This is a genomic window from Rhodoferax sp. (assembly GCF_023701345.1).
Classification (GTDB): domain Bacteria; phylum Pseudomonadota; class Gammaproteobacteria; order Burkholderiales; family Burkholderiaceae_C; genus Rhodoferax.
Genome location: NZ_JAMPXE010000027.1, coordinates 1 through 21,157 on the forward strand (window position 1 = coordinate 1; position 21,157 = coordinate 21,157).

Here is a 21,157-nt window from a genome sequence, read left to right on the forward strand (position 1 = left end):
ACAATTTAAAGCCGGCACACCAGAGGGCGTATAACGCATGGTGCTGGATTCGACAATTTTCGCCGTCAATACAAATTGATTAACGGCAGCGTTCGCAGCAGGTGTTGTCACTCAGGAAATTCAAGCCTGGTATTCGGCTTGTTGCGTTTTGCGGGCGTCTTCACGCTCAACGGTCTTCATCATGGAAGACGGGCCGGTTTCAGCCTTCTTCTTCAGAACCGTCAAATGGCGCAACACGGCATCATTGAACTTGAAAGCATGCTCAAGTTCAGCCATGACCGCCTGGTCGGCTTCAATATTGACGCACAGGTAATGGGCTTTGGCCAACTTGTTGATCAGATAGACCAACTGGCGGCGGCCCCAGTCCTCGACACGGTGCACTTTGCCACCGCCGGCAACAATCATGCCCTTGTAACGCTCCAGCATGGCTGGAACTTGTTCGCTCTGATCCGGATGAATCATGAGGATAATTTCATAATGACGCATTGAAACTCCTTCTGGATAAACCTCTTTGGAGGCAAAAAACCGCCCTCAGCGTCTAATTGAGGTGCGGTAAGGTAACTAGTAATTATAGCTGTTTATCGTCAGCCCTGGCTCATCTGGCAGCGGAGCCACGCGTCAGCCAGCTCAGGACAATTGTCACCAGCAATCCCGCACCAACACCAAAGACGCCGGCTGAGACAGAATCAATCTCAAACCAGAGGCCGGAGCCCTGTAAAGACAGCAGCGTCCTGACCGGGGTCATATTAATTAGCATGTAATAAAGCGTTAACAGCAAGCCGGTCAACATGCCAGCCACAGCTGCAAAACGTGTGACACCAGTCCAGAAAATACCCAGAATCATGACGGGCACAAAAGCTGAACCGGCCAGTGAAAAAGAGGCTGAAACCAGAAACAGGATATCAGCCGGGCGTTGAGCTGCGACATACGCCGCGATCAAGGCCACCAGCAGGAGTGCAAATTTTGACAGCATCACGCGCCGGACTGTCCCGGCACGGTCGGTATTTTTCCAATAAAAGAGATCATGGGCCAACGCATTCCCGATCGTCAGCAACAGGCCATCGGCTGTGGACAAGGCTGCTGCCAAACCACCCGCCGCCACCAAACCCGACACCACATAAGGCAGACCGCCTAATTCAGGGGTGGCCAACATGACGATATCTGGGCCCAATTGGAGCTCGGCAAACTGAAGGATGCGATCACCATTGATGTCACTCACTGAAATCAGGGCGGGATCAAGCTTGGTCCACTGCGCAATCCAGACCGGCAAATCATCAAAGCGCATGCCCACCAGCTGGCTCATGACTTCATACTTCACCAAAACAGCCAGGGCCGGCGCAGAGAGGTACAAAAGTGCAATGAAAAACAGTGACCAGGTGACTGAATTCCTGGCTTCAGCCACCGTGCGCGTGGTGTAAAACCGCGTCAACAAATGCGGCAAGCCGGCAGTGCCAATCATGAGGCAAAACATGAGGGCCAAAAAATTACGCCGTGACACATCAAACATCTGTTGCTCTTCAGGTGTGCCACCTGGATCACCAGCAAAAGGCTGGGTATGTGCAGGCATGCCAGCCAAAGGCTGGGCACGCGCCAGATAGTCCTGCCTGGCCTGGGTCCAGCGCTCACGCGCCGCGGCTTCATCACGCGGCAGAGCGGCCAAAAGACGTCTGGCCGCAACAATCTCAGACTCTTCAGCACGTGCCGCCATCAAACTTTGAATGCGCTCTTTTTGAACTCTTTTTTCCTGTTCCAGAGAGCCGGGCAATTGTGCAAGTTTGCGCTCATAGTCGCGTGCGCGCCGCAAGTATTCCTCGATAACCTGCTGCTCCTGCGGTGCATTCTTCAAATGCAATTCAAGTTCTGAAATTTTTGGCAGTTGCTGGCCATATACAACGGCAGCCACCGGGTTACCCAGCTGTTTGTAGGCAAGCCAGGAAACCGGGATCAGAAACGCCAGGATCAACACCACATACTGCGTGACCTGCGTCCATGTGACCGCACGCATGCCCCCTAAAAATGAACAGACCAACACCCCTCCCAAGCCCAGCAGGATACCAATCTCAAACTGGACACCGGTCAGGCGGGAAGTAATCAGGCCAACGCCATAAATTTGCGCCACAACATAAATAAAGGAACACAAAACCGCCGACCAGGCCGCAATGATGCGGGGCCAGCGACCACCAAAACGATGGTCAAAATACTCGGGCAGGGTGTAAAGATTCAACTGCCTCAGATAGGGTGCAACAAATAATGCGACCAGACAGAAGCCACCGGTCCAGCCCAGCACATAAACCAGACCACCAGAATGCGCACCTGATCCAGAGAAGCCCTGAAGGTAAAGCCCACCCGCCATGCTGATGAAAGAGGCCGCACTCATCCAGTCTGCAGCCACTGCCATGCCGTTGTACATGGCCGGGATACGCCGACCCGCCACATAATATTCCGATGCGTTGGAAGTACGCCCGTAAATGCCGATCAACGCATACAGGAATACAGTAGCAAAGAGAAAAATGGCGCCCACCCAAATTTTCCGTAAACCACCCTGCTCGGCCAGCGTCAGGGCCAAAATGAACATGATGAGCAACACCACAAACGAGCCAAAGCGGCGGTGGATGCGGTAGTTATAGGCCTTGATCGCCGGAGGCACCTCAGAGACAGGCCCTTCCTGCCGATTGGCCACCCAGGCAAAAACAGCAACGATGCCAATAAAAATGAGCACACTCCCCTGCGCTGCAAACCAGTAGGAAACTGGCCAGCCAGCCACAATGAGCGTCAAATCGTGGGCAAAAAAAACAATGCCAAAAGACGCAGCAAACCAGACCAATAACAGCCAGCCGTGCAAACGCGTCAGCGTTGCAACAGGCTGGCTCTGGTTCGAGGAATGCTGGGCGTCAGCCATCAGATGGTGCGGTCATCCTCAGGCACTTTTAAGCCAGAGCGACTTACTTGCCCTTGGCAAGGTTTTGCCAGGTGGCCACCACCGTGTCAGGATTCAAGGAAATCGACGAGATACCCTGTGCCATCAACCAGCAGGCAAAGTCAGGATGGTCGCTGGGACCCTGGCCACAAATACCAATGTATTTGCCTTCCGCCAGACAGGCATCGATCGCCTGGCTGATCAAGCTCGTGACCGCCGGATCGCGCTCGTCAAAATCCTTGGCCAGCAACTCCAGACCGGAGTCACGATCAAGACCCAGCGTCAATTGCGTCAAGTCATTGGAGCCAATCGAAAAGCCATCAAAATACTGCAGGAATTCCGAGGCCAGAATCGCGTTGCTCGGGATTTCGCACATCATGATCAGTTTGAGACCATCAACGCCGCGCTGGAGCCCCTTCTGGGCCAGCAATTCGGTTACTTTTTGCGCCTGACCCAGGGTGCGGACAAACGGTACCATCACCTGCACGTTGGTCAGGCCCATGTCATTGCGCACCCGCATGAGGGCTTCGCACTCCATGGCAAACGCCTCGCCAAAGTCCGCGCTGATGTAGCGCGCGGCCCCCCGGAAACCCAGCATCGGGTTTTCTTCTTCGGGCTCGTAACGGCTGCCACCAATGAGCTTGCGGTACTCGTTGCTCTTGAAGTCCGACAGCCGAACAATCACCGGCTTGGGCCAGAAAGCTGCCGCAATGGTGGCCACCCCTTCGGCCACCCGGTCGACATAAAAAGCGCGTGGCGACGCATGACCCCGGGCCACCGACTCCACCGCCTTTTTCAAGTCGGAATCAATATTGGGGTAATCCAGGATTGCCTTGGGGTGCACGCCGATGTTGTTGTTGATGATGAACTCCAGGCGCGCCAGACCCACGCCGGCATTGGGCAACTGGCAGAAATCAAAGGCCAGTTGGGGGTTGCCAACATTCATCATGATCTTGACATCAATCTCGGGCATTTGGCCACGCTGGACCTCGGACACTTCAGTTTCCAGCAAGCCGTCGTAGATGAAACCGGTGTCCCCTTCGGCGCAGCTGACTGTCACCAGCATGCCGTCCTTGAGCACCTGGTCAGCATGGCCACAGCCCACCACCGCAGGAATGCCCAGCTCACGGGCAATGATGGCCGCGTGACAGGTTCGACCGCCGCGGTTGGTGACAATGGCAGAGGCGCGCTTCATCACCGGCTCCCAGTTGGGATCTGTCATGTCGGTGACCAGAATATCGCCGGGCTGGACGCGGTCCATCTCGCTGAGGTTGTGCACCACCCTGACCGGGCCGGTACCAATTTTTTGCCCAATGGCGCGACCCTCGACCAGCACGGTCCCCTTGCCTTTGAGCTTGTAGCGGTGTTCGACCTTGCCGGCTGACTGACTTTTGACGGTTTCCGGGCGCGCCTGCAAAATGTACAACTCGCCGTCAATGCCATCCTTGCCCCACTCAATGTCCATCGGGCGGCCGTAATGCGCTTCAATCACCATGGCATAGCCCGCCAGCTTTTGCACATCGGCATCGGTCAGGGAATACCGGTTGCGCAACTCGGTGGGCACATCGGTTGTTTTGACCAGATGGCCGCTAGCAGTTTTTTCTTCAGGCGTGGAGAACTGCATCTGGATCAATTTGGAGCCCAGATTGCGCCGGATCAGCGCCAGTTTGCCAGCCTTGAGCATCGGCTTGTGCACATAGAACTCGTCCGGATTCACCGCGCCCTGCACCACCGTTTCACCCAGGCCGTAACTCGACGTGATGAACACCACCTGGTCAAAACCGGATTCGGTATCCAGGGTAAACATGACGCCGGCCGCGCCCAGATCCGAGCGCACCATGCGCTGAATGCCTGCGCTCAACGCCACATGTTCATGGGCAAAGCCCTTGTGCACCCGGTAGCTGATGGCGCGGTCGTTGTAGAGCGAGGCAAAGACCTCCTTGATCTTGTGCAGGATTTCTTCAATGCCCGTCACGTTCAGAAAGGTTTCCTGCTGACCGGCAAACGACGCATCGGGCAGGTCTTCTGCCGTGGCCGACGAACGCACGGCAAAAGAGGCCTTGGCGTTGTCACCATTCAGGGTGATGAAGGCCTTGCGGATTTCCTGCTCGAGATCGGCCGGAAATGGTTGCGACTCGATCATCGCGCGAATTTCGGCACCGGCAACGGCCAGCGCATTGACATCCTCGGTATCAAGCGCGCTCAGGCGCGCGTTGATTTTGGCGGTCAAGCCATCAAAAGCCAAAAACTCGCGAAACGCATGCGCGGTGGTGGCAAAGCCGGTGGGCACTTTGACCCCGGTGGGAAGATTGGAGATCATTTCCCCCAAACTGGCATTCTTGCCGCCGACCGAGTCAACGTCGGTCATCCTTAAATCCTCAAATGGAACGACCAGGGCGGTCGCTGCAAATCGTACAGTCATGAAAAACTCCAGAAGTTAAAAAACCGGGCTTGATGAGTGCAGTCAATCTGCATCTCATGCTGAGGCAAACACATCTGTTTGTTGCTTGACTTGTTGACGTGTTTGGCGCTCTGAATTTGGTCGGATAATTATTGTAGGCTTTGACTTGCTCAAAAATTGATCCCCAACCACTTCCATCATGCCCAATCGCACCGTTTTTTTTGTTTCAGATGGCACCGGCATTACCGCCGAAACCTTTGGCCACGCCATCCTGAACCAGTTTGAAGTCGACTTTCGTCGGGTCCGGCTGCCCTTTACCGATACGGTAGACAAGGCGCATCAGGCAGTGCGGCAAATCAACCAGGCAGGTGCGCTCGAGGGCAAAAAACCACTGGTTTTCACCACCTTGGCCAACGAAGACGTCATGGCCGTCATCAACGAGGGGTGCCAGGGCATGCTGATGGACATGTTTGGCACCTTCGTGCACCCGCTTGAACAGGAACTGGGTATCAAATCCAACCACCGCATTGGTCGTTTCAGCGATGCCAGCAAAAGCAAAAAATACCAGTCCCGCATAGATGCCATCAATTTTTCACTGGATCATGACGACGGCCAGTCGCACCGCGATCTGGCAAGTTCTGACGTAATTCTGGTGGGGGTCAGTCGCAGTGGCAAAACACCGACCTCGCTCTATCTGGCGATGCAATACGGGCTCAAAGCCTCCAATTACCCGCTGATTCCGGAAGATTTTGAACGTCAGGATTTACCGCCGGCGCTCAAACCCCATCACAAAAAACTGTTTGGTTTGACCATCCAACCTGAACGTCTAAGCGAAATCCGCAACGAACGCCGGCCGCACTCCAAATACGCGTCTCTGGCCAACTGTCGCCATGAAGTCAAGGAAGCCGAAGCCATGATGCGCCGTTCGGGGATCAAGTGGTTGTCCACCACCACCAAGTCGATCGAAGAAATTGCAACCACCATTCTGCAAGAGCTGCGCATCGAGAACATGGCCTATTAAAAATTGGAGAATGCAGTTTTATGGCGTATCGTCTGCTTGGTGCTGGGCGTACTGGGCGGCCATCTGGCGCTGCTGGGATGGCTCCAGACCGCACCCGATCTCCATGCATCAAGCGCCACCCCGCCCCTACGCTTCAAGCTGGCGTCAGATGCCCTGCCCGTCCGGCCAACAATCACATCCAGCCTGCCGCCAGCCCCCCCGCAAAGGCAGAATTCAGGCAAGATGCAGACATCGACCCGGATAGCAGCACCAATACGCTCCAAGTCTGCAACGACTGGAGCAACTGAAGTAACACGGTCGGCCCCAAACCCTTTGACAACGCCGGGCATGGAAGTCAGTGCCGAAACCAGCGTCCCAGGCACTCTGCCCGTCACGCATGCGGGAAGCGCGATACCTGACCTGACCACTCCCACTTCTGCGGCAACATCAGCGGCAGCGGTCTTGCCATCCAGCCATGCAGATTATTTAAACAACCCTGCGCCGAGTTACCCTGCCATCAGCCACAGATTGGGCGAGCAGGGCAAGGTGATAGTTCGGGTACTCATCGGCAAGGACGGCCTGGCGCAACAAGGCAACATTCATCAATCCAGCGGCTACGCCCGGCTGGACCAGGCAGCCCTGCGTGCCGTCATGGGCTGGCACTATGTGCCAGGCCGGCGCGACGGCGTGGCACAGGACATGTGGTTCAACGTGCCAATCAACTTTGCGCTGAACTAATCCAGCCCCAGCGCGGCAATGCCGGCGCGGGCAATTTGGGCGTCTTCGGTGGATTTGACGCCACTGACCCCGACAGCACCAAGACAAACACCCTCTTTCATGATCGGCACGCCGCCTTCAAGCATGCCTGATATGGCTGGCACGCTCAGGAAAGAACTTCTGCCGCCATTGATCACATCTTCGTAGCCTTTGCTTTCGCGGCGACCCAGCGCAGCCGTATGCGCCTTGGCCGGTGCAATGTGCGCGGACAAGGCAGCTGAGCCATCCAGACGCTGCAGCCACAGCAAATGGCCACCGTCATCGACCACGGCAATGGTCACCGCCCAATTATTATTGAGTGCTTCGGCTTCGGCCGCAGCGGCGATGCGTTTGACATCTGAAAGTTCAAGCGTAGGTTTGGTCTTCATGGCGTTTTACCTGTAAAAAAAGTTCAGCAAGCATAACGCCACCTGGACTCTGATTTGCCTGCGTTACAGGTTAAAGTATCCTCACTAAAAGTAGGCGCCCGTTCAACACGGATTTCTTGAAAAGAAGCTTGCACCCTAAAATTCACTACTCTTGTTTTGACAGTAACCAAGTAAGGAACTTGATCATGACTGATAACGTCCATTCCATCGAACGTAGCCATGGCTTTGGCACCCTGGCGCAAGAGCGCAACAAAGTCCTGCGCAACACCTATTGGCTGCTGGCGCTGAGCCTGATACCCACCGTTTTGGGTGCATGGCTTGGTGTGGCCACAGGCATCACCCAATCACTGGGTGGCGGCATGGGCCTGATCGTGTTTTTGGGCGGTGCCTTTGGCTTCATGTACGCGATCGAGAAGACCAAGAACTCTGCCGCCGGTGTCCCGGTGCTGCTGGGCTTTACCTTCTTCATGGGCCTCATGCTGTCGCGCATGATTGCCATGGTGCTGGGCTTTAAAAATGGGCCTGACCTGATCATGACGGCCTTTGGCGGCACTGCGGGTGTCTTTTTTGTCATGGCCAGCCTGTCCAGCGTCATCAAGCGCGACCTCTCGGGCATGGGCAAATGGCTGTTTGTCGGCGCGCTGGCGATTGTGGTGGGCGGCATCATCAATGTGTTTGTCGGCTCTACCGCCGGCATGATGGCCATTTCGGTGGCAGCCATTGGCGTCTTCAGTGCCTACATGTTGTATGACCTGAAGCGCATTGTGGATGGCGGTGAAACCAACTACATCAGCGCCACGCTGGCGCTCTACCTCGACATCGTCAATGTGTTCCAAAGTTTGCTGGCACTGCTCGGCATCTTCGGCGGCGAACGCGACTGAGCTTTTAAGGCTCCAGAAAAAAAGGCTCCTCGGAGCCTTTTTTCATGGTGCGCGCGCCCCTCAATGCATTAGGCGATGAGATCGAAAACGGCAATGCTCTCGACGTGGGCCGTATGCGGAAACATATTGACCACACCTGCGCCGCTGCAACGGTAACCCGCCTGATGCACCAGCAGGTCTGCATCACGGGCCAGCGTTGACGGGTTGCAACTCACGTACACAATGCGTTTGGGCGGGCACCAGGCGTTGGCTCCAGGCGTGGCCGGTTCCTCTGACAAGCCCAGCTTTTGCTGATGCAGACTGGCCAGCGAACGCGCCAGGGCAAAGGCACCTTCGCGTGGCGGGTCGACCAGCCATTTGTCGGCAATGCCGTCCGCAATGAGGTGCTCAGGCGTCATGTCGAACAAATTTCTGGCGGCAAATTCAGTCGCTGCCAAGGGCTTGCTGATATTGGCTGAAGCTTTGTTTTTCAGGTAATTTTCGCGTGACCGGGCCACCAGCGTGTCACTGCCTTCGATACCCAACACCTCACGGGCCTGGGTCGCCAAAGGCAAGGTGAAATTTCCCAGACCACAAAACCAGTCAATCACACGCTCATCCGCTTGCGCGTCCAGCAGGCGCAGGGCACGCGACACCAGCACCCGGTTGATCTGCGGATTGACCTGAGTGAAATCGGTCGGCTTGAACGGCATGGTGATGCCAAACTCGGGCAAGGCGTAACTCAGCACGTCGCCGCCCTCGTCCAACAGGCACACGGTTTCAGGCCCCTTGGACTGCAACCACCACTGCACCCCCGCATGCTGTTTGGCAAAGCCGCGCAGCCGGACCAAATCAGCAGCGCTCAAAGGCTCCAGATGGCGCAACACCAAAGCAGTCACGCTGTCACCGCAGGCCAATTCGATTTGCGGACAGGTCTCGACGGCTTCGAGCGAGGCAATCAGCGCACGCAAAGGCATCAACAAAGCGTCGACATGCGGTGGTAACACCGGGCACACCTGCATGTCGGCCACATAACGGCTCTTGCGCTCGTGAAAACCCACCAGCACCGTGCCTTTTTTGCGCACGTAACGCACCGACAGCCGGGCCCGGTAACGGTAGCCCCAGGCCGGGCCTTCGATGGGCCGGAAAATGGTTTCGGGCCTGAGCTTGCCCAAATGCCATAGATTGTCCTCCAGCGCGCGTTGCTTGACGGCGACCTGCGTGCTCACGTGCAAATGCTGCATCTTGCAACCACCACAGGAACCCTGGTGCAGGCCGAAGTGCGGGCAATGGGGTTCCACCCGTTGGGAAGATTCCCGATGGATGGCTGTGAGCGTGCCCCGCTCCCAGCTGTTCTTGGTGCGGTTGATGTTGGCGCTGACGTACTCAAAAGGCAACGCACCTTCAATAAATACCACCTTGCCGTCGGCTTTGTGGGCCACGCCCTGTGCCTCCAGATCCAGGGATTCCACATACAGCCAATCGGCGGGCACGGCAGACTTGACGGCCGTGGGATCAGTCGGTTCAATCATTCAATTCAACTCTTGATGCCGCCCGGCCTGAATGCCGGGCGTGGGAGAAAGGCTTCAGCGGGCAGGCAAGTACTTGGCAGGATCCACCGGTTTACCCTGGCGGCGCACCTCGAAATGCAGCTTGACACGATCTGCATCACTGTTACCCATCTCGGCAATTTTTTGCCCTTTGAGCACGGACTGGTCCTCCTTGACGAGCAAGGTCTGGTTGTGGGCATAGGCCGTCAAATAAACATTGTTGTGCTTGAGAATGATGAGGTTGCCATAACCACGCAAACCGGCACCGACATAGACCACACGACCATCCGCAGCCGCCAGCACCGGGTCACCGGCGGCACCACCAATGTCAATGCCTTTGTTCTTGACATCGTCAAAGCCGGCCAGCACCACCCCATTGTTTGGCCAGACCCAATTGATCTCCGTGTCAGTTGACTGACCGGATTTGGTCTCGGTTGCAGCCGCCACATTGGCGCTTGAGGACGCTGAAGAAGGCGGTTGAGCCAGGCTCCCTGCGCTCACCATGGGCCTGGACACGGGCTGAACCTGTACCTCCTGGCTTATTGGCGGGACCACTCGCAAGACCTGGCCGACTTCAATGCGGTTGGGGTTTTCAACCTGGCTCCAAAGCGCAATATCACGCGGGCTTTGGCCGTTTTCGAGGGCAATACGCATCAGGGTATCACCTGGCTTGACCGTGTAGTAACCCGGTTTGCCCGCATGCTCAAAGCCCTGTGGCTGTTTGACGATGGCAGCGACACCAGCAGGGTCACCGACGCGGGTCACTCGCTCCTCCACTGGCGCCCGATTGATAGTTCTGGTACCGCACGCCACCAAAGTCAACAGCACACAAGCCGCAGCCAAAGACAAACCCAACCGTCGTTTCAAAACCATCATATCAACCCCCATCATGCAATACCCGATTTTAAGGGGACAAAGTAAACACCCTCCAAGACCGACTGGCGAATACCTTGTGGCGTTTTGTCAATCACCAGCAATACCTGTTTTCCTGCACTGGTGAGACCCGCAGACACCGGTGCCACCAGTCTGCCGCCAACCGCCAACTGGTCGATCCAGGCCTGCGGCACAGCTTCGCCGCCAGCCGCGGCGATGATGCCGGCATAGGGCGCGCCTTTGGCATAACCCGGCATGCCGTCGCCAAACAGCAAGTGCACATTGGCCAACCGCAGATGGCGCAGGTTGTCACGCGCCTTGTCGTGCAGCCCGCGCAAGCGCTCGATCGAATACACCTCGTGGCACAGCAGGCTCAGCACCGCGGCCTGATAGCCGCAACCTGTTCCAATTTCAAGAACTCTCCCCAACCGACCTGGACTGCCCTGGCGCAGCAGTTCCAGCATTCTGCAGACCACCCCGGGTTTTGAAATGGTTTGCCCCAAACCGATGGGCAGGCTGGTGTCTTCGTAGGCCTGATTCACCAGGGCGGTATCGACAAAACGGTGTCGCTCAATGCTGCCCATGGCTTGCAACACGGCGGCATCCGTCAACCCTTGCTGCGCCAGTTTCACCACCATGTTCTGCCGCACCGCACTGGAATCCAGGCCGACGCCATGAATCAGGGTGTTTTTGTGCCCAGCCCCAGGCAAGGGTTTCGGCGTGATGGCGGGCCTGGCTTGTGTGGCCGGCGTATTGCGCGTGTCCAGCCTGGCCGGAAAACCGGGCCGCAGCCTGGCACTGCTCGGGTTGGGCCGCGTCATCAGTCGACCATGCTGGCGAGTTTGGCCGCTGTTTGCGCCCAATAACCCAAATGATCATGGTCTGTCAGGTCAACCTTGAGCGGCGTCATGGCAATATGGCCCTGCGCGGTCGCATGAAAATCGGTGCCCTCGGCATCGTCTTTGGCCTGACCTGCCGCACCAATCCAGTACATGGTCTCACCGCGCGGGCTTTTTTGGGTGATCACTTTTTCAGCAGAATGGCGCCGACCCAGGCGGCACAGCTTCAACTGACCCAGTTCCGCCAGGGGCAGATTGGGAATATTGACATTGAGCAACCAGGGCGTGTTGCCAATCAGGTTCTGCTGGCCCATTTGCAGCACCAGGTCGCGTGCCTTGATCGCGGCGGCATCCAGGTTGTGCCAGTCCCGGTCAACCTGTGAAAAGGCAATGGCCGGGATGCCAAACAGATAGCCCTCCATGGCGGCACCCACGGTACCCGAGTAAATCGTGTCGTCACCCATGTTGGCGCCGTTGTTGATGCCCGCCAGCACCAGGTCCGGGCGGTAATCCAGCAAACCCGTCAAAGCGATGTGGACACAATCGGCCGGCGTGCCGTTGACATACCGGAAGCCATTGGCGACGCGATGCACGTACAGAGGCGTGTGCAAGGTCAGCGCATTGGATTTGGCGCTATTGTTGTGCTCGGGCGCCACCACCTCGACCGTGGCCACGTCTTTGAGCGCCTCGTACAACGCCACAATGCCGGGCGCCTGAAAGCCGTCGTCGTTGCAAATAAGAATTTTCATCATGATGCCCTATTAGACTTGAAGTATAGGATGCGAAAGCGCATTGAGCGGCCGTCATGCACGACACAAGCCTTGTGCTGTAGGACAATTCTGAATTAACTACAAGGAGCGATTCATGGGTGCTATTTTCTGGATTGTGCTGGCGGTGGTGCTGGTGTACGCCATCACGCTGTACAACAGCCTGGTCAAGGTCAAGAATGCGGTGGCCAAAGCCTGGGCCAATATTGATGTGCTGCTCAAACAGCGCCATGAAGAGCTGCCCAAACTGGTGGACACCTGCAAGCAGTACATGCAATACGAGCAAAGCACCCTGGAAAAAGTAATCCAGGCCCGCTCCAGGGTGTCAGAGGCCCGTCAATCGCATGACATGAGCGCCCTGGGCCTGGCCGAAGGTGCTTTGCGCAGCGGTCTGGGGCAGTTGTTTGCCCTGGCAGAGTCCTACCCTGAACTCAAAACCAACGAGCAATTTTTGCACTTGCAAGCACGTATCAGCGGGCTTGAAAACGCCATCGCGGACCGGCGCGAGTTCTACAACGAAAGCGTGAACATCAACAACGTAGCCATCGCGCAATTTCCCGATGTCGTGCTGGCGCGGCTGTTCAACTTCAAGGTCTTCGACCTGCTGAAGTTCGAGGCGGCAGAGCTGCAGGACGTCGACATCGCGCAACGCTTCAAGGCTTGAGCCATGCTGGTGCGCGGCTTGCACGGTCTGCAGCACCTTGGGCTGAACCTCACCGGCCTGGTCAGCGGCCTGTATGCGGTCTTGATTGCCGCTGCCATGAAGCTCGGCCCCGGACCACAGACGCGCTGGTGTCTGGCGGGCATCGCCCTGCTGGCTGGGTTGGCCTGGCTGGGTTGCCTGCGCCGCGCCCGCACCATTGCCGAGTTGGCCACTTCGCGCATTGCCTCCGCCGCGCAAGGTTATGTCGAGCTCTTGGGCCGCTCCAATAGCGATAAAGAGCTGCTGATCTACACCCCGCTGGGCGGCATCGCCTGCATCTGGTACCGCTACAGGCTGTATTCCAAAGACAACGCCAAGCGCGAGTGGCGTCAAATCGACAGCGGCACCAGCAGCGCGACGTTTGACATCAGCGACCCAACCGGCGTCTGCACCGTCGATCCGGACCATGCCGAAGTGGTCGGCGCAGAGGTGCGCACCAGCTACCCTGGCAATGACAAACTGGTGGAAGAATGCTTGTTTGGTGGCAGCACGATCTATGTGCTGGGTGATTTTTCGACCCTGGGTGGCGCCAGTTCTGCCTTGAGTGCGCGCGAAGACGTGAGCGCGCTGCTGAGCCACTGGAAACAGGACCGGGCCGACCTGCACCAGCGCTTTGACCTGGACCGCAATGGCACCGTGGACCTTGAGGAATGGGAGCTGGCCCGACAATTGGCCACCCGGACCGTTGAACGCCAGCACCGCGACATCCGACAGCAACCCGGCGTGCATCTGCTGCGGGCGCCCGAAGACGGGCGGCTGTTTCTGATCTCTGCCTTGTCGCCTCAGGCGCTGCGCAATCATTTTTTGCGTTGGAGCGTTTTCCACCTTGCGATGATGACGGCAGCCACCGCTGGCTGGTTTTATCTGGCGTGAAATGACTTGGTTTTAAAATCTGGCGCCCTCCTCAACTTGTGAAAGACTTTCAATGAGAATAATTTTTGGCGTCTTGAGTCTTCTCATTGTTGTTGCTGTGGTTGGCACCCTGGCCAAAAAACAACTCACTGGGGGCTCTGCGATCAACGTCAGTCCCCAGAACAGTAGTGACATTTCTGTACCAACACCCTTGCCTGGTGCAACTGCGCAGCAGCAAAGCCAGCAAATTCAGCAAATTCAGCAGCAGATCCGACAATCTCTTGAAGCGTCGATGCAGCAGGCCCGGCCGGCAACGGGCGATCAATAAATAGTGCGCAGGTACCCAGCCTCCCATCACGACCCCGCCAGAGCCAGGCCCAGACTGAATAACACCGGCATTCACTGGGGAATAATGAACTTGGATTCTTCGCGCAAAAGTCCCGGGCTGTCCAGAGATTCAATGATGAAGTGAATTTCATGCGCGCCGGGCTTGTCGGCTTCCGGCGGCACCTGGACCCGCACCGGCACCCAGCGCGCTTCGGTTGACGCAATGCTGAGGGTGTCTTCCGACATGATCCTGATCCCGGGTAAGCCTTCCACCGAAATTTTGTAGCGTTGCGATGCTTCCGTTGCGTTCATCACCTGGATGCTGAAAACGTTCTCCACCTTGCCGGCCTCAACCACGCGCGCCATCACGCCACGGTCGCGCACCACGTCGGCCTTGAAAGGCGTACGCGTCGCCAGGCTAACAAAGATCGCCAGCACAATCGCCAGCAATATGGCGGAATAAACCAAGACCCGGGGCCGCAGCACGCGGCGCACCGTCTGGTCTTTGGTCCAGTGATTTTTCATGGCGTTTTCGGTCGAGTACTTGATCAGACCGCGCGGGTAGCCCACCTTGTCCATCACGGTGTCGCACACATCGATGCAAACGCCACAGCCTATGCACTCGTATTGCAGACCATTGCGGATGTCGATGCCGGTGGGGCACACTTGCACGCACAAGCTGCAATCTACACACGCCCCCAGATTCAATTTGAGTGGATCAGCCTTTCTGGAACGTGCACCACGCGGCTCGCCACGCTCGGCGTCATAGGTCACGATCAGCGTGTCCTTGTCAAACATGGCGCTCTGAAAACGGGCATAGGGGCACATGTGCTTGCAGACCTGCTCACGCATGAAACCGGCATTGCCATAAGTGGCAAAGCCGTAAAAGAAGACCCAGAAAAATTCCCAGGCCGCCAGCTGGCCGCCCAGAAAGGCGCCGGCCATCTCACGCATGGGCACAAAGTAGCCGACAAAGGTGAAGCCGGTCCAGAAAGCAAAGGCAATCCACAGAAATTGTTTGCCCGCCTTGCGCACGAACTTCTCTGCCGTCATCGGGCCATTGTCACGGCGTAGCCTTGCTGAACGGTCGCCTTCCATGCGTTTCTCAATCCACAGGAAAATCTCGGTGTAAACCGTTTGCGGACAGGCATAACCACACCACAAGCGTCCCGCCACCGCGGTGAACAAAAACAGCGAGAGGGCCGAAATGATCAGCAAGCCGGTGAGGTAAATGAAATCCTGCGGGTACAGCACCAGACCGAAAATATAGAAACGGCGCACACTCAAATCAAACAGCACCGCTTGGCGCTGACCCCACTCGATCCAGGGCAGGCCATAGAAAATGATTTGCGTCACCCAGACCATGATCCAGCGCCATTGCGTAAACACCCCGGAGACGCTGCGCGGATAAATTTTTTGGTGTGCTGCGTAAAGCGACACCAATTCCTCTTCGGGTTCCGCAACGGCGATCGGTATTACCTTTTTGGGTTCTTGCTTTTCAGTGCTCATCAGGTTTCCTCGGAAGATAAAGACAGATCATTTTTTTCAGGCAACGCTGCCATCTGCGCCAGGAATTCGTCGCGGGTCAGGCCCGCAAAAAACGGGTGCCAGCGGCGCTGTTCCAGCACGGTGCTGACAGCGCGCGCGCTGCGCATGACCGGCAAACAGCAGGGTTTCATCGGGCAAGGTAAAGACACGCAGGGTCACGCTCTCCCTCAACACCTCAGGCTCAGCCGCTTGAGGCTGCCGCGGACAAGACCTCAGATGGGTGCGCAAGACCCAGCACAGGCGCAATTGGCGCACCGCCAACAGCGCCATGCGCAAAGACAGATCAGGTCCGTGAGGGTCGATCAACACTGTTTCACAGGCAACCAGGTCAGCCAGAAAATAGGTTAACTCACTGCTGGCATCGTTGTTAAAAATACGAAAGTACACCTTGGTTCCAGAGATCACACACACCTTAACCGACCCAAAAACGTGCCATCTGAGTTCTACTGGCAAATTTTATAAAAAACAGGCACTTGGCATTTTTTTAAATCCTGAATACCCCACACAAGCCAGAGAAACTGCCAACACTGCTGAAGAATTTTCCCATGAAACCTCTGCCGGAACTCATGTCATTCATTGAAGGCTTATGGTAGTGGCCACTCACCGCGATCTGGACCAGTTGTTGAAGCAAGGGCGATTTCGCGAAGACCCTTACTGCCGTTCAAGCTCAGCGCGCTCAAACCGGGTTGATGGGGCACAAAAGCCCGGGTCAGCCGATAATGCGACGGGACACAGATTACTTAACCGCGCAAGCACCCAACTCAGGAGCAGATCATGGCAAAAGGTCAACAGGGCAACAACAAAATGGTCAAGAAACCGAAAAAAGACACCTCTCCGCCCAAGCCCGTGTCGGCAGACGCCGTGCGGCCCACCGTCACCACCGTGGTGCCTGTGCGCGGCAAACTCAAAAACGCACCACGCTAAGCGGACCGCGCCGCATACCTTTGCCTGAATTCAGCGTCCTCTACGCCGACGAAGCCTTGCTGGTGCTGGATAAACCAGCCGGTCTGTTGTGCGTGCCCGGCAAGGGCGAAGACAAACAGGACAGCCTGAGCAGCCGGGTGCAGCAACACCATGCCGATGCGCTGGTGGTGCACCGGCTCGACATGGCCACCTCGGGCCTGCTGGTCATGGCGCGCGGGGCATTGGCGCAACGCGTTTTGAACGATGCCTTTGCCAAGCGGCAGGTGCACAAGCGTTATGTGGCCGTGGTGGACGGTGTGCTGGCGTCACCCGCAACAGATTGGGGTGTCATTGATTTGCCAATCTGGCTGGATTGGCCAAATCGGCCCAGGCGCATCATTGACCCGCAAGGCAAGCCCAGCCGCACCCGCTGGCGTGTGCTCAGCCAAAACGTCAAAGAACAAACAACACGGCTGGAGCTTGAACCTGTCACCGGGAGATCGCACCAGTTGCGCGTGCACCTGCAAGCCCTGCAGCATCCGATCCTGGGCGACGCCTTGTATGGCATGCCCGCCAGCCTTGCCAAAGCCAACCGATTGCTGCTGCACGCCACCCGGCTTGAACTGAGGCACCCCGTCAGTCGGCAAGCCATGGTGTTTTCGAGCGATCCGCCCTTTTAAACATCAAACGCGCGCCGTGCGGCCCAAGGTGTTTTCAATCAGACGCAGCAACTTGTCGGCGGCGCCATCGAGTGCCTGGTTCAGGTTGGCTGCATGGTGTTTGACGGCCAGCGGCTGGTGTCCATCGAGCCGGGCCTCCAGCACGCACTGTTTGTTTTCGGGGCTCGTTTTTTTGCCCCCGTTTTCATCACTCAGGTGAACTTCAACGCGGGAGATCTGTCCGCTGAATCTGGCAAGTGCCTCCTGTACCGCACTGCTGACCCATTTGCCCATGGCATCCGTGCCTTCTATATGATGATCTGTGTGAATTTGAACTTGCATTTTTTTCTCCTTGTCAAGCAACCACATTGGTTGAGATTCATGATAGCCACCTTGATCAGGGGAAATTTGACTTCCGTCAATTAAGCCAACAAAACATGACTGCCCACTTATTTATCTTGACTGGCGCCTCCCGCGGCATGGGATTGGCCATCGCTGAACAATTGCTGACCAGTGAACATCGTTTGCTGTGCCTCTCACGTCACCCGAACCCGGTCCTGGGCACGCTTGCAGCGCAGCAAAATTGCCTGCTGGAACAATGGGCCCTGGACCTGTCGGAGTCGGAACACGCAGCAGCTTGCCTCAAAGTCTGGCTAAACAGCCTGGACCCATTGCAACTCAAAAGTGCCACCCTGATCAACAACGCGGGCGTGATCCCGGCCATTGCGCCCTTGAGTGCCTCCGACCCTGCCGAATTGACCCGCGCGCTGCGGGTCGGTCTGGAGGCTCCGATGCTGATGACCGCGTCCTTCCTGAACGCCACCGAAGGCTGGTCCATGCCACGCAAGGTGCTCAACATTTCATCGGGTCTGGGTCGCCGACCCATGGCATCACAAGCCGCATATTGCGCAGCCAAGGCCGGCATGGACCATTTCACCCGTTGCCTGGCGCTGGAAGAAACCCGCCTGGCCAATGGGGCATTGGTCTGCTCGCTGGCACCCGGCGTCATCGATACCGACATGCAGCAACAACTGCGCAGTGCCGATGCCGCAAGTTTTCCGGATCAGGCCGGATTTGCACAACTCAAGGCAGCCGGCCAACTCATCTCTCCTGGCGAAGCCGCCAGACGCGTGCTCGCATGGCTGGCACGCCCCGATTTCGGTCAACAAGTGGTGGCCGATGTCCGCGACAGCGCTTGAACCAAACCAACAGGTTGATCCCTGAAAACGTCGGTTTTCTGTCAGAAATCGGCGCTAAGATAGCTCTGTAATTATTTATTAACCCGAGGAGACATGAGATGACCCGTGAAGTAGTGATTGTGAGTGGTGCCCGTTCTGCCATTGGTACCTATGGCGGCAGCCTGAAAGACATGGCACCAACCGAACTGGCGGGCCAACTCGTGCGCGATGTCCTGACCCGCGCCCAGGTCAAGGGTGACGAAGTCGGCCACGTGGTCTTTGGCCATGTGGTCAACACCGAACCGAAGGACATGTATTTGTCGCGTGTGGCGGCCATCAACGGCGGTTGTGCCGAGGGCGTTCCGGCTTTCAACGTCAACCGCCTGTGCGGCTCGGGTCTGCAGGCCATTGTCTCGGCAGCCCAGTCAATTTTGCTCGGCGATGCCGACATTGCCATTGGCGGCGGTGCCGAGGCCATGAGCCGTGCCCCCTATGCCAGCCTGAACATGCGCTGGGGCGCCCGCATGGGCGACACCAAGATGGTCGACATGATGGTAAGCGCCCTGCACGACCCCTTCCACAACGTCCATATGGGCATCACCGCCGAGAACATTGCCGCCAAATGGGGCATCACACGCGAAGACCAGGACGCCCTGGCCATGGAGAGCCACAACCGCGCCCAGCGCGCTATTGAAGCGAGTTATTTCAAGAGCCAGATCATGCCGGTGACACTGAAAAGCCGCAAGGGCGACGTGGTGTTTGACACCGACGAGCACTACCGCCCCAACTGCACGCTGGCCGACCTGGCCAAACTCAAGCCCGCATTCCTCAAGGAAAACGGCACTGTCACCGCCGGCAATGCCTCCGGCATCAACGACGCCGCTGCCGCTGTCGTGCTTATGGAAGCCGCCACCGCCAAGGCCCGTGGCCTGAAGCCGCTGGCACGCCTGGTGGCCTACGCCCACGCTGGTGTGGATCCGAAGTACATGGGTATTGGCCCGGTGCCCGCCACACAAATGGCCTTGAAAAAAGCCGGCTTGACCGTCAACGACCTTGACGTGATTGAAGCCAACGAGGCCTTCGCAGCACAAGCCTGCGCTGTCACGCGCGACCTCGGGCTGGACCCGGCCAAGGTCAATCCCAACGGCTCCGGCATTTCGCTGGGGCATCCGATTGGCGCCACCGGCGCGCTCATCACCGTGAAGGCACTGTACGAGCTCGAACGTATTCAAGGGCGCTACGCGCTGGTGACCATGTGCATTGGTGGTGGCCAGGGCATCGCAGCCATTTTTGAGCGCCAAGCCTGACAGCGTGAGCATACGGTCCTTGACCATTTCAAGGGCCTTGTTTCTCTACCATGTGTTAAGGTTGATTGACCCAGTTTGCCATTCAATGGCAAACTTCGTCAATTTTGCAAACTTAACGCATGGAATCTGTTCCCCTTCCCATTTTTTCCGAGATCAAGGCCGTCGCGCATCAACCCAAAGGCTGGCCTTTTTTACGTCTCGGATTCCGGCCTTTTTATCTGGGTGGCGCCTTGTTGGCGGCACTGGCGGTGCCGTTCTGGGTGGCCCTGTTCATGGGCGGTGTTGCCAGCAGTCCGGTTGTGCCCGCCCTGCTGTGGCACGCCCATGAAATGCTGTTTGGCTTTGCGGTAGCCATCATCATCGGTTTTCTGATGACGGCGGGCAAAAACTGGACTGGCCTGCCCACGCCGCGCGGCGCGTCACTGGCAGCCCTGGCCATGCTCTGGCTCGGTGCGCGCATCACGGCACTGACCGGCCCCTCCGTGCTTTATGCAACACTGGACCTGGCCTTGTTGCCACTGGTGGCAGGCATTTTTGCGCGGCTGATGCTGCGTGCCAGCAACTACCGTAATCTGCCGCTGGCACTGATCCTGGCCCTGCTCGCCACAGCCAACCTGGTCTTTCATCTGGCCGCCCTGAGTGTGCTTGACATGTCTGTCTTGACGCCGCTGCATGCCGCACTGGGCTTGATCATCATGATCGAGTGTCTGATTGCCGGACGCGTGGTGCCCGCCTTCACCATAAGCGCCACACCCGGTTTGCGCATCCAGAGATCAGCCATCCAGGAACGTCTGACGCTCGGCCTGACCGCCCTGGGCTTGCTGTTGTGGGTATTCGCGCCGGCAGGGGTCTGGGGTTTGCTGGTCCTGCTGGTGGCGGCCGGCCTGCACGCCATGCGGCTGTGGAACTGGCGTCCGTTGCGCACACGGCATAAGCCCATTTTGTGGGTATTGCATGGCGCCTATGCCTGGATTGCGTTGGGTTTGTTGCTGCTGGCGCTGGCCCAAATCGGTTGGGTGCCGGTGTCTGCTGGCGTGCACGCGCTGGCAGTCGGGGCCACGGGTGGCTTGATCATTGGCATGGTGACACGCACGGCGCGCGGTCATACCGGCAGGCCCCTGGCACTCTCTCGCCTTGAAGTGAGCGCTTATGCGCTGGTCATGGCAGCAGCGGTACTGCGCGTGCTGGTTCCGCTGCTGTTGCCCGGGCTTTATATGGAAACACTGGTACTGACCGCCGTCGCCTGGAGTTCGGCGTTTCTGATCTACCTGTGGATTTATAGCCCCTGGCTGGTGCAAACCAGGCTCGATGGCAAAGACGGCTAACCC

23 protein-coding genes are annotated in these 21,157 nt (G+C 57.4%); 12 read left to right on the forward strand and 11 right to left on the reverse strand.

Going from position 1 to position 21,157, the window contains the following annotated elements:
- Positions 1-120: 120 nt before the first annotated feature.
- The 3 genes from rpsF to ppsA all read right to left on the reverse strand — a co-directional run bounded on the left by rpsF (position 121) and on the right by ppsA (position 5,339).
- Positions 121-486: a 30S ribosomal protein S6 gene (gene rpsF / locus NDI87_RS05695; RefSeq protein WP_296159122.1), complete on the reverse strand. Its 366-nt coding sequence runs from the start codon at positions 484-486 to the stop codon at positions 121-123.
- A gap of 109 nt (positions 487-595) precedes the next feature.
- Positions 596-2,899 (reverse strand): VC_2705 family sodium/solute symporter, encoded by a 2,304-nt coding sequence (locus NDI87_RS05700; protein WP_296273840.1) that lies wholly within the window; start codon positions 2,897-2,899, stop codon positions 596-598.
- Positions 2,900-2,942: 43 nt separating this feature from the next.
- Positions 2,943-5,339 carry a phosphoenolpyruvate synthase gene (gene ppsA, locus NDI87_RS05705; RefSeq protein WP_296273841.1) on the reverse strand — a complete coding sequence of 799 codons (2,397 nt, stop codon included), beginning with the start codon at positions 5,337-5,339 and terminating at the stop codon, positions 2,943-2,945.
- Between the two features lie 178 nt (positions 5,340-5,517).
- Between ppsA and NDI87_RS05710 the strand changes: the two genes are divergently transcribed.
- Positions 5,518-6,339, forward strand: a complete 822-nt coding sequence (locus NDI87_RS05710; protein ID WP_296273842.1) for a pyruvate, water dikinase regulatory protein — start codon at positions 5,518-5,520, stop codon at positions 6,337-6,339.
- Positions 6,340-6,666: 327 nt separating this feature from the next.
- A complete protein-coding gene (locus NDI87_RS05715; protein ID WP_296273843.1) occupies positions 6,667-7,056 on the forward strand; it encodes an energy transducer TonB in 390 nt (129 codons plus the stop codon).
- Here NDI87_RS05715 and NDI87_RS05720 read toward each other — a convergent pair.
- Positions 7,053-7,463, reverse strand: coding sequence for a heme-binding protein (locus tag NDI87_RS05720; protein WP_296273844.1), 411 nt, complete (start codon positions 7,461-7,463; stop codon positions 7,053-7,055). The two genes, NDI87_RS05715 and NDI87_RS05720, sit on opposite strands and share 4 nt — an antisense overlap.
- A 185-nt stretch (positions 7,464-7,648) precedes the next feature.
- On the opposite strand from NDI87_RS05720, the gene NDI87_RS05725 reads away from it, so the two are divergent.
- Positions 7,649-8,344, forward strand: a complete 696-nt coding sequence (locus NDI87_RS05725; protein WP_296273845.1) for a Bax inhibitor-1/YccA family protein — start codon at positions 7,649-7,651, stop codon at positions 8,342-8,344.
- A 68-nt stretch (positions 8,345-8,412) separates the two neighbouring features.
- On the opposite strand, the gene rlmD is transcribed toward NDI87_RS05725, so the two are convergent.
- The 4 genes from rlmD to surE are packed head-to-tail and all read right to left on the reverse strand — an operon-like array spanning position 8,413 to position 12,334.
- The gene (gene rlmD, locus NDI87_RS05730; RefSeq protein ID WP_296273846.1) at positions 8,413-9,855 is read right to left on the reverse strand and encodes a 23S rRNA (uracil(1939)-C(5))-methyltransferase RlmD; all 1,443 of its coding nucleotides are present in this window, start codon (positions 9,853-9,855) and stop codon (positions 8,413-8,415) included.
- 54 nt (positions 9,856-9,909) lie between these two features.
- Positions 9,910-10,746: a peptidoglycan DD-metalloendopeptidase family protein gene (locus NDI87_RS05735; RefSeq protein WP_296273872.1), complete on the reverse strand. Its 837-nt coding sequence runs from the start codon at positions 10,744-10,746 to the stop codon at positions 9,910-9,912.
- Between the two features lie 14 nt (positions 10,747-10,760).
- Positions 10,761-11,567: a protein-L-isoaspartate(D-aspartate) O-methyltransferase gene (locus NDI87_RS05740; protein WP_296273847.1), complete on the reverse strand. Its 807-nt coding sequence runs from the start codon at positions 11,565-11,567 to the stop codon at positions 10,761-10,763.
- Entirely contained in the window at positions 11,567-12,334 is a 768-nt protein-coding gene (gene surE / locus NDI87_RS05745) for a 5'/3'-nucleotidase SurE (protein WP_296273848.1), read from the reverse strand. Before surE ends, NDI87_RS05740 begins: the two co-directional genes overlap by 1 nt.
- 115 nt (positions 12,335-12,449) lie before the next feature.
- On the opposite strand from surE, the gene NDI87_RS05750 reads away from it, so the two are divergent.
- From NDI87_RS05750 to NDI87_RS05760, 3 genes are read left to right on the forward strand one after another with little or no spacing between them, the layout of a single operon-like run.
- Positions 12,450-13,016: a LemA family protein gene (locus NDI87_RS05750; protein WP_296273849.1), complete on the forward strand. Its 567-nt coding sequence runs from the start codon at positions 12,450-12,452 to the stop codon at positions 13,014-13,016.
- 3 nt (positions 13,017-13,019) lie between these two features.
- Positions 13,020-13,928, forward strand: a complete 909-nt coding sequence (locus NDI87_RS05755) for a hypothetical protein (RefSeq protein ID WP_296273850.1) — start codon at positions 13,020-13,022, stop codon at positions 13,926-13,928.
- A 52-nt stretch (positions 13,929-13,980) separates the two neighbouring features.
- Positions 13,981-14,235, forward strand: coding sequence for a hypothetical protein (locus NDI87_RS05760; RefSeq protein WP_296273851.1), 255 nt, complete (start codon positions 13,981-13,983; stop codon positions 14,233-14,235).
- A 71-nt stretch (positions 14,236-14,306) separates the two neighbouring features.
- Here NDI87_RS05760 and ccoG read toward each other — a convergent pair whose 3' ends face one another.
- Positions 14,307-15,743 carry a cytochrome c oxidase accessory protein CcoG gene (ccoG, locus tag NDI87_RS05765; protein ID WP_296273852.1) on the reverse strand — a complete coding sequence of 479 codons (1,437 nt, stop codon included), beginning with the start codon at positions 15,741-15,743 and terminating at the stop codon, positions 14,307-14,309.
- Positions 15,744-15,779: 36 nt separating this feature from the next.
- Positions 15,780-16,169: a hypothetical protein gene (locus NDI87_RS05770; RefSeq protein ID WP_296273853.1), complete on the reverse strand. Its 390-nt coding sequence runs from the start codon at positions 16,167-16,169 to the stop codon at positions 15,780-15,782.
- Between the two features lies 1 nt (position 16,170).
- Here NDI87_RS05770 and NDI87_RS05775 point away from each other — a divergent pair, with 1 nt between their 5' ends.
- The 3 genes from NDI87_RS05775 to NDI87_RS05785 all read left to right on the forward strand — a co-directional run bounded on the left by NDI87_RS05775 (position 16,171) and on the right by NDI87_RS05785 (position 17,365).
- Positions 16,171-16,362, forward strand: coding sequence for a hypothetical protein (locus NDI87_RS05775; RefSeq protein WP_296273854.1), 192 nt, complete (start codon positions 16,171-16,173; stop codon positions 16,360-16,362).
- Between the two features lie 194 nt (positions 16,363-16,556).
- Positions 16,557-16,706, forward strand: coding sequence for a hypothetical protein (locus NDI87_RS05780; RefSeq protein ID WP_296273855.1), 150 nt, complete (start codon positions 16,557-16,559; stop codon positions 16,704-16,706).
- 20 nt (positions 16,707-16,726) lie between these two features.
- Positions 16,727-17,365, forward strand: a complete 639-nt coding sequence (locus NDI87_RS05785; RefSeq protein ID WP_296273856.1) for an RluA family pseudouridine synthase — start codon at positions 16,727-16,729, stop codon at positions 17,363-17,365.
- 3 nt (positions 17,366-17,368) lie between these two features.
- Here the strand turns inward: NDI87_RS05785 and NDI87_RS05790 are convergent, their stop codons facing one another.
- Positions 17,369-17,686: an HPF/RaiA family ribosome-associated protein gene (locus NDI87_RS05790; RefSeq protein ID WP_296273857.1), complete on the reverse strand. Its 318-nt coding sequence runs from the start codon at positions 17,684-17,686 to the stop codon at positions 17,369-17,371.
- Positions 17,687-17,781: 95 nt separating this feature from the next.
- On the opposite strand from NDI87_RS05790, the gene NDI87_RS05795 reads away from it, so the two are divergent.
- The 3 genes from NDI87_RS05795 (at position 17,782) to NDI87_RS05805 (ending at position 21,154) form a co-directional block, all read left to right on the forward strand.
- Positions 17,782-18,543: an SDR family NAD(P)-dependent oxidoreductase gene (locus NDI87_RS05795; RefSeq protein WP_296273858.1), complete on the forward strand. Its 762-nt coding sequence runs from the start codon at positions 17,782-17,784 to the stop codon at positions 18,541-18,543.
- Between the two features lie 98 nt (positions 18,544-18,641).
- Complete coding sequence (gene bktB, locus NDI87_RS05800) at positions 18,642-19,829, forward strand: beta-ketothiolase BktB (RefSeq protein WP_296273859.1); 1,188 nt, start codon at positions 18,642-18,644, stop codon at positions 19,827-19,829.
- A gap of 119 nt (positions 19,830-19,948) precedes the next feature.
- Positions 19,949-21,154 (forward strand): NnrS family protein, encoded by a 1,206-nt coding sequence (locus NDI87_RS05805; protein ID WP_296273860.1) that lies wholly within the window; start codon positions 19,949-19,951, stop codon positions 21,152-21,154.
- The last annotated feature ends 3 nt before the right edge of the window (positions 21,155-21,157 follow it).

What these genes read in the sequence shown, in the direction of transcription:
- rpsF (WP_296159122.1), bottom strand. Translation starts at nt 486, where the DNA reads ATGCGTCATTATGAAATTATCCTCATGATTCATCCGGATCAGAGCGAA.
- NDI87_RS05700 (WP_296273840.1), bottom strand. Translation starts at nt 2,899, where the DNA reads ATGGCTGACGCCCAGCATTCCTCGAACCAGAGCCAGCCTGTTGCAACG.
- ppsA (WP_296273841.1), bottom strand. Translation starts at nt 5,339, where the DNA reads ATGACTGTACGATTTGCAGCGACCGCCCTGGTCGTTCCATTTGAGGAT.
- NDI87_RS05710 (WP_296273842.1), top strand. Translation starts at nt 5,518, where the DNA reads ATGCCCAATCGCACCGTTTTTTTTGTTTCAGATGGCACCGGCATTACC.
- NDI87_RS05715 (WP_296273843.1), top strand. Translation starts at nt 6,667, where the DNA reads ATGGAAGTCAGTGCCGAAACCAGCGTCCCAGGCACTCTGCCCGTCACG.
- NDI87_RS05720 (WP_296273844.1), bottom strand. Translation starts at nt 7,463, where the DNA reads ATGAAGACCAAACCTACGCTTGAACTTTCAGATGTCAAACGCATCGCC.
- NDI87_RS05725 (WP_296273845.1), top strand. Translation starts at nt 7,649, where the DNA reads ATGACTGATAACGTCCATTCCATCGAACGTAGCCATGGCTTTGGCACC.
- rlmD (WP_296273846.1), bottom strand. Translation starts at nt 9,855, where the DNA reads ATGATTGAACCGACTGATCCCACGGCCGTCAAGTCTGCCGTGCCCGCC.
- NDI87_RS05735 (WP_296273872.1), bottom strand. Translation starts at nt 10,746, where the DNA reads ATGGTTTTGAAACGACGGTTGGGTTTGTCTTTGGCTGCGGCTTGTGTG.
- NDI87_RS05740 (WP_296273847.1), bottom strand. Translation starts at nt 11,567, where the DNA reads ATGACGCGGCCCAACCCGAGCAGTGCCAGGCTGCGGCCCGGTTTTCCG.
- surE (WP_296273848.1), bottom strand. Translation starts at nt 12,334, where the DNA reads ATGAAAATTCTTATTTGCAACGACGACGGCTTTCAGGCGCCCGGCATT.
- NDI87_RS05750 (WP_296273849.1), top strand. Translation starts at nt 12,450, where the DNA reads ATGGGTGCTATTTTCTGGATTGTGCTGGCGGTGGTGCTGGTGTACGCC.
- NDI87_RS05755 (WP_296273850.1), top strand. Translation starts at nt 13,020, where the DNA reads ATGCTGGTGCGCGGCTTGCACGGTCTGCAGCACCTTGGGCTGAACCTC.
- NDI87_RS05760 (WP_296273851.1), top strand. Translation starts at nt 13,981, where the DNA reads ATGAGAATAATTTTTGGCGTCTTGAGTCTTCTCATTGTTGTTGCTGTG.
- ccoG (WP_296273852.1), bottom strand. Translation starts at nt 15,743, where the DNA reads ATGAGCACTGAAAAGCAAGAACCCAAAAAGGTAATACCGATCGCCGTT.
- NDI87_RS05780 (WP_296273855.1), top strand. Translation starts at nt 16,557, where the DNA reads ATGGCAAAAGGTCAACAGGGCAACAACAAAATGGTCAAGAAACCGAAA.
- NDI87_RS05790 (WP_296273857.1), bottom strand. Translation starts at nt 17,686, where the DNA reads ATGCAAGTTCAAATTCACACAGATCATCATATAGAAGGCACGGATGCC.
- NDI87_RS05795 (WP_296273858.1), top strand. Translation starts at nt 17,782, where the DNA reads ATGACTGCCCACTTATTTATCTTGACTGGCGCCTCCCGCGGCATGGGA.
- bktB (WP_296273859.1), top strand. Translation starts at nt 18,642, where the DNA reads ATGACCCGTGAAGTAGTGATTGTGAGTGGTGCCCGTTCTGCCATTGGT.
- NDI87_RS05805 (WP_296273860.1), top strand. Translation starts at nt 19,949, where the DNA reads ATGGAATCTGTTCCCCTTCCCATTTTTTCCGAGATCAAGGCCGTCGCG.